This window comes from Ferruginibacter sp., assembly GCF_014377975.1.
Lineage (GTDB): Bacteria > Bacteroidota > Bacteroidia > Chitinophagales > Chitinophagaceae > Ferruginibacter.
In genome coordinates this window covers 39724-45964 of sequence record NZ_JACMOO010000285.1, presented here as the reverse complement: position 1 = coordinate 45964, position 6241 = coordinate 39724, and the positions used below count along the sequence as shown (strand labels likewise).

Genomic DNA, 6241 nt, shown 5'->3' with positions numbered 1-6241 from the left:
GTTGGCTTTTGTGTTTCGTTTTTGTGTGCCTTGCAATGTGCCTGACTTTGTGCTTTGGGTCGTGTCGGCAAAAGTCATGGATGCTTGTATATGTGTAGGATGTTCAATAGGGTGACGTACAACGGTAGGGCTTTATGATGTTGGGATATTAACTTCCGTCTGCCCGCAACCGAAGCCAAATTAATAATTAAAAGTTCATTGTTTGTACTAAAGATTAAAGATGCTGGTCAAGCCGAAACTGATGCCTGGCTTTGCTTTTAGCTGATGTTTGTTGGTCAGGCCCCAATATTATAAAACCTCATGTTGGTTGCTGTTTTTGGTCTTGCTGTTTAGGGATAGATGCAACTTGCTCGGAGAGTTTATTTGCAATGTTTATATGGTCATATTGGACTTCAGTTAGTTTAATAAGCACTTTATCATGTGTTACACTCTTATCTAATAATTCTTTAATAATTGAAATTATTGGAGAAAGTAAATCTGTCTTTTTATTAATAAAAAACCTGTCCATAAACTTAAATAACATGTCTAACGAAATATTTAATACTAATACCGAAAAAATAAAAACAGTCGTTAAAACTAAAAACTTGTCAACCTCTTTATGTGAAATATATAAGTATATAACATTAGCAATTGGCACTAAATACCGCAATGCAAAAAGGAGAGTATTCTTTATTCCTGAATTTATTTTTTTTGGGTCTGGGTTATATGCAGAAAATATCTTTTCAAAAATTACTTTACTAAATGGTGCTAATATTCCCGTCGCAATAAAAGTTAAGATAGCAGTTATGATAATTTTGATGTCCATTGCTTTTAATATGGTTGAAATTGTCAAAAATGGTGTCAAATGGTGGGGGTCTTTAAAATAGCAACCAACGTAATTATATGCGAATGTTCATTTTTCTGAAAAATGTTAAAACCGCATAAGTTTTTAATTACTAAAATTATATATAAACGGGGAATTAATATATGAAAGTTTAAACTTTCGTATAAAATATTAAATAATGTATGATTAATTGGAAAAACGCAAGTTTTGAGCAAACTTCCGCATATTAAATAAAACATCTGAAATCTAATTCTAGCCCTTCTTTTTCCGCAGTATCTTATCAAGCGGACTTTCAATTTTTCCTGCATCTCTGTTACTTACCTGGGCGTATATTAATGTAGTTTTTATATCGCTGTGCCCAAGCAGTCTTTGAATATAGCTGATATCCGTTCCGTTTTCCAGTAAATGGGTGGCGAAACTGTGCCGCAAACTATGAAAGCTGCATTGCTCCGGCAACCCCAGATTTTTATAGGCTGATTTAAAAATTTCCTGTGCCGACCGGCTGCTGTAATGTTCACCCTTGTGCTGTCCCTGAAATAGCCATTCTTTTGGCTTATAGCATTGATAGTATTCCCTCAATAATTCCAGTATCGATGCGCTTAGCATTACCATCCTGTCTTTTTTGCCTTTGGCTCCATTAATGGAAATTTGCATCCGGTCGCTGTTGATATCCGCTATTTTTAACCCAACTACTTCGCTTACTCTTAAACCCGCACTATAGGCAAGTAACAACAGCGTGCGGTGTTTCAGATTGGCAACGTTCATCAGCCCCAAAATTATTTTTTCTTCGCTGATAAGTTTTGGCAATAGCTTCGGTTTCTTTGCTCTTGGTATCTCCCAAAAAAATTTCTCCCCGCCCAATACCTGTTCAAAGTAAAATTTAATCGCACTTAAGCGGCTATTGGCGGTATTTTCAGAAATGCCTTTCGTTTCCATTGCATACACCATGTACCGTTTTAACTCTTCCGTGGTAAGGCTGCTCACCAGCTTTTTTTGTATGGTTTGAAGCAACTGCAGAAATTCACTGCGGTAAGTATCGATTGTACGATCGCTTTTGCCTTGTAATTTTAATAGCTGTACCATTTTTGCCAGCTCTTCTAAATTTTCGTTACTTACCTGCCATATCAGGGATTTGGCCGATGCTGGTGGCTTAATTCGTTTTATCGAAAAGTTATTATTTGTTGCCACGGCATCACTCTTGTTTGCAATGGCAAATTGATTGCCTGCCTGAATTTTATTTCTTTTTTCAAGATAAAACCTTAACCGGCTGTTGTCAATCGCTGCAGCATCCCCTACGGCTGCAGACAACTCATTGTAACTTTCTGAATTTACTGGCAAGTGCCAGCATTTAAAGGCATTGTTCCAACGCACAAAATGTATTTTTCTTATTTTCCTGTCAAGACTTAAATTAAAGTCAAAAAAAATCCCAATACGCTCTTCTGCATTTTGGTGAAATGGTTTTAAAACAATCGTAATCATAATCCAACATTTTGGTGTTTATTTTACAAATGCTTATGATTTCTGCATTATTAATTGCTGAGGCTTGATACAACTAAATGGTGTTTTTTTAAAAGCAATGCCATACCTGAGTTACAGATTTACACATGGATAATTGATTTGACAAACCTAAAATACTATTTATTTATTAATTTTTAAAACCAAACTTTTTTAATATTTAACTTATGAAAAGCGTTGAGATTGATAACTAAACTGAGCATTATAAACCCACTGTCTAAAGAAAAAAACAAATATTGCGTTTTTTTTAGCCCTTGCTGGAACCCGCTTTTTAATCATAATATCCTGCAATTTCCCGAAGCCAATGTTGTGTCTTGTAAATCAACATCCGACGTATTCGCCTTTTTGCCGGGGCTGGTGTCCTCGCAAACCTTGAGATGAAAGCGTGTTTTTAATTAACTTCCAGTTGATCTTTTGCCGGTAATTTTGGAAAAGGGGTATGCGGTTCTGCCTGGTACCAGAACACCGTAGAAGCAATGTCATCCTGCAATACAAGGTAAGTGCCGTTGTGCTTCCAGCCCAGCGCCTGTATGGTAACTTTTAAATCTTTTTCAAAACGGATAGGGTCTTTAATGTGCCAGCGGTACAAGCCAAAACGCTGCGCTATTTCATAATGCCCGTCACCTTTTATTACCTGAGGCAAGCCGGCATACGGGGTGCAATATTCTGTGTAGTTAGAATGCTCCACACCTGCTTCATTTTTTTTCTGTGTATCAAAATCATACGAGCCACAAAAATAATCTTCGGTGCCGGTGCCACAAATGGTGGGGAAATTGGTATCGCCATCCATAAAGAATTTTATTTCTCCTTCGCCCCACCAGCCATTGTTGTGAGCGCCATAGGCTATATAAGTACCCACATACTGTCCCTTTCCTTTTATATTATTTACCAGTACGTACTCCTGTTTATAAGGCAATGGGTTGGTACGGTTAAACTGTGCATGAAAGTAAGCAGCATCCGGGGGTACCTCTGTTAAAATATAATCAACCTGGTAGTACAATACCATATCTGCATCATCCATATTTTCCATGGTTATTTTACATTTTTTTCTAAAGGGCATTGGCCAGTAACAATTAAAAGCGCTGCCTGGGTTTACGCAAACTGCCAGCGACTGCAACGGAGAATATTTGCCCCAGCCCATACCAAAAAAATCTCCCACCGGAACTTCTACGGAAGGCGTGGTTTCATCATCCCAGTAAAAACGCAGGATGGAATACCGCCAGTTGCCAGTGGGTGTCATCCAGATATGCTGCACCGAACCTGGCCCGCTGATTTCTGCAACAGTGAAAGTAGTTTTAGATTTGATGACCACACTCGGACTTACCTTCCAGCCCTGCCCTAAATCTTTACTTGCGCCAGAACCTGTTCCTGTAGTGGCTTTACCGCCTTCGCCTTTTGCACCGGTAAAATTCTCCGGACTGATAGACCTCGTTTTGGCATCCGACATCCGGAATAAATTGCCCATATTGGATTCGATGCCATTAAATTTTTGCGCCTGCGAAATGGCGCAGATAACGATACAAAAAAATAAACAACTGGTAGTCTTTTGCATGATGGTAGTTTTAAAATATATGAAAATCTAAAGAAGCCTTCCGGATCATTTAATCATCAGGTGCTAAAAGTTTGTTTTCTCCTCAACAATTATTTTTAAACAACAACTGTTTTTGGTTCAACAAATTTATACCCCTTCCAGCCAAAATACAATACAAATACAAAACAAAGCAACGGAACAATATAGGCCATCTGTATGCTGCCCGTTTTATCCGAAATCTGTCCCATAATGGGAGGAATAATGGCTCCGCCAACAATGGACATTACCAGGAAAGAAGAAGCAATTTTACTTTCTTCTCCCAGCCCCTTAATACCCAAAGCAAATATGGTTGGAAACATGATAGACATAAAGAAAGGCACGGCTAGCAAGGAATACACGGCTATTTTACCGAAAGCCATTAAGGCAATAATGAGCAATACAATATTTATTACTGCATACAAACTTAGCAGTTTTGAAGGCTTGACATACCGCATAAAAAACGTTCCGGCAAAGCGGCCCAGCATAAAGCCAACCATTGCAATAAAGCCCCACAAATAGGCGGCTTCTTTTTCAGGAAGCCCCATGGTAAACCTGGAAAAACGGATAAAAAAACTACCCACACCAACCTGTGCACCCACATAAAAAAATTCTGCAATTACTGCCCAGGTTACATGCCGGTGGCGAAATATTTTTAAAGAAAAAGATTTGTGGCCATGTCCGTCGTCCTCAATATCTTCTTCCACAATTTCGGGTAAACGGGTAAAAACAAAAAAAAGTGCTACTAATAATACCACACCTGTAATAACCATATAGGGTATTTTTATACTGTTTGCTTCAAAAGAAAGATAATTGTTAAGTTGCTCCGGTGAAAAATTTTGAAGCTCCCGGGGCGTATGTTCAATGCCCGAAAGTATAAATTGTCCACCAATGATGGGTGCTATAAAAGCACCTACTCCATTAAAGGATTGTGCAAAATTTAAGCGTTGTTCAGATGACGCCTTATCACCCAGCTTGGTGATATAAGGATTGGCTACGGTTTCTAAAAATGTAGCGCCGCTGGCAATGATAAACAACGCAACTAAAAAGAAATTATAACTGCGGGCAGAAGCCGCTGGAATAAACAATGCTGCACCAATAGCATATAAAATTAAACCAAAAAGAATTCCTTTTTTATACCCGTATTTATGCATGAACCAGCCTGCAGGCAACGCAATAATAAAATAACCCAGGTATACAGCCGTATCAATAAAAGAAGATTGCAGGTCTGTTAACTGGCAGGCTTTTTTTAAATGCGGAATAAGGATTGGATTGATGTTGTGTAAAAAAGCCCATATAAAAAAAAGGCTGGTAATTAATACAAAAGCTACCTTATAGCTTGCGGCTTTCGGTGGTTGATTGGACATGTTGATCGTTAAAGATTTTTTAAAAACCGGGTTAATTTTTTTTCAACTATAAATATACTGTACCTGCAATAAAAAAAAGTTTCAATTAAAATAATACTTTACGCTCCTGAAAATTTATTTTTAAGAGCAACGGTATTTGTCAATATACCAATGCCATCTATGCGGATATTTACTACATCCTTTTCCTGCAATGTAAAATCATTGGGTGGTACTACACAGGTGCCCGTCATTAAAAAGCAACCGGTTTCAAAATCCATTTCTTTATACAGCCACCCGGCCAGTTCGCTTAAAGAGCGTTTCATATTGGCAAGTGTAGTGGCATCATCAAACATCTTTTTATTATTGCGGTAAATGGTTATGCCGATGGAAGTAGCCAATGTAATTGGCTCCTCAATGATCAGCAGGCAAGGCCCAAGTGCTGCGCTTCTTTCATACATCTTTGCCTGCGGCAGATACAAAGGATTTTCTCCTTCAATACTTCTTGAACTCATATCGTTGCCGATGGTGTAGGCTTGTATATTGCCCAACGAATTGATGTACAAAGCAAGCTCAGGTTCGGGTACATCCCATTTTGAATCCCTGCGAATATGCACCGGCTGGCCATGACCTGAAACCCGGTGTGAAAGCGACTTAAAAAACAGCTCCGGCCTCTCTGCCTCGTAAACCCGCTGGTAACAATCGGCGGCTCCTGTATCTTCTGATTCTTCCATTCTTGCATCGCGGCTGCGCAGGTAAGTAACACCCGCTGCCCAAACTTCCTGGCTGCCTACCGGTGGCTGTAAATAATTATTAATTCCGTGTATTGCTTCATCGCCGGAAATCGTTTCGGCAGTTGTTGACAGTTGTAAAAGATGTTTGTACAAATCCGGCTGATTGATCAATGTATCCCAATCATCTTTTAGTAAATAATAATTTTCCTGCTGTTTCAGTAAATTGCCTTTTAAAGTTTTGTATAAATGCATGGTGATG

At 38.7% G+C, this 6241-nt stretch carries 5 protein-coding genes; all 5 read right to left on the bottom strand.

The genetic code is table 11. The annotated features are described in order from the left end of the window. Positions 1-298: 298 nt before the first annotated feature. A complete protein-coding gene (locus H7254_RS14885) occupies positions 299-805 on the bottom strand; it encodes a hypothetical protein (protein ID WP_301933709.1) in 507 nt (168 codons plus the stop codon). A 270-nt stretch (positions 806-1075) separates the two neighbouring features. Continuing rightward, positions 1076-2302, bottom strand: a complete 1227-nt coding sequence (locus H7254_RS14880) for a tyrosine-type recombinase/integrase (RefSeq protein WP_301933708.1) — start codon at positions 2300-2302, stop codon at positions 1076-1078. 427 nt (positions 2303-2729) lie between these two features. Further along, positions 2730-3890, bottom strand: a complete 1161-nt coding sequence (locus H7254_RS14875; protein ID WP_301933707.1) for a glycoside hydrolase family 172 protein — start codon at positions 3888-3890, stop codon at positions 2730-2732. Positions 3891-3985: 95 nt separating this feature from the next. Beyond that, positions 3986-5272 (bottom strand): L-fucose:H+ symporter permease, encoded by a 1287-nt coding sequence (gene fucP, locus H7254_RS14870; protein WP_301933706.1) that lies wholly within the window; start codon positions 5270-5272, stop codon positions 3986-3988. A gap of 98 nt (positions 5273-5370) precedes the next feature. Next, positions 5371-6234 carry a fumarylacetoacetate hydrolase family protein gene (locus H7254_RS14865; protein WP_301933705.1) on the bottom strand — a complete coding sequence of 288 codons (864 nt, stop codon included), beginning with the start codon at positions 6232-6234 and terminating at the stop codon, positions 5371-5373. Positions 6235-6241: the final 7 nt, after the last annotated feature.

Bases quoted from the DNA above. Each gene is read 5' to 3' on its own strand.
- H7254_RS14875 (WP_301933707.1), bottom strand. From the start codon at position 3,890: ATGCAAAAGACTACCAGTTGTTTATTTTTTTGTATCGTTATCTGCGCC.
- fucP (WP_301933706.1), bottom strand. From the start codon at position 5,272: ATGTCCAATCAACCACCGAAAGCCGCAAGCTATAAGGTAGCTTTTGTA.
- H7254_RS14880 (WP_301933708.1), bottom strand. From the start codon at position 2,302: ATGATTACGATTGTTTTAAAACCATTTCACCAAAATGCAGAAGAGCGT.
- H7254_RS14885 (WP_301933709.1), bottom strand. From the start codon at position 805: ATGGACATCAAAATTATCATAACTGCTATCTTAACTTTTATTGCGACG.
- H7254_RS14865 (WP_301933705.1), bottom strand. From the start codon at position 6,234: ATGCATTTATACAAAACTTTAAAAGGCAATTTACTGAAACAGCAGGAA.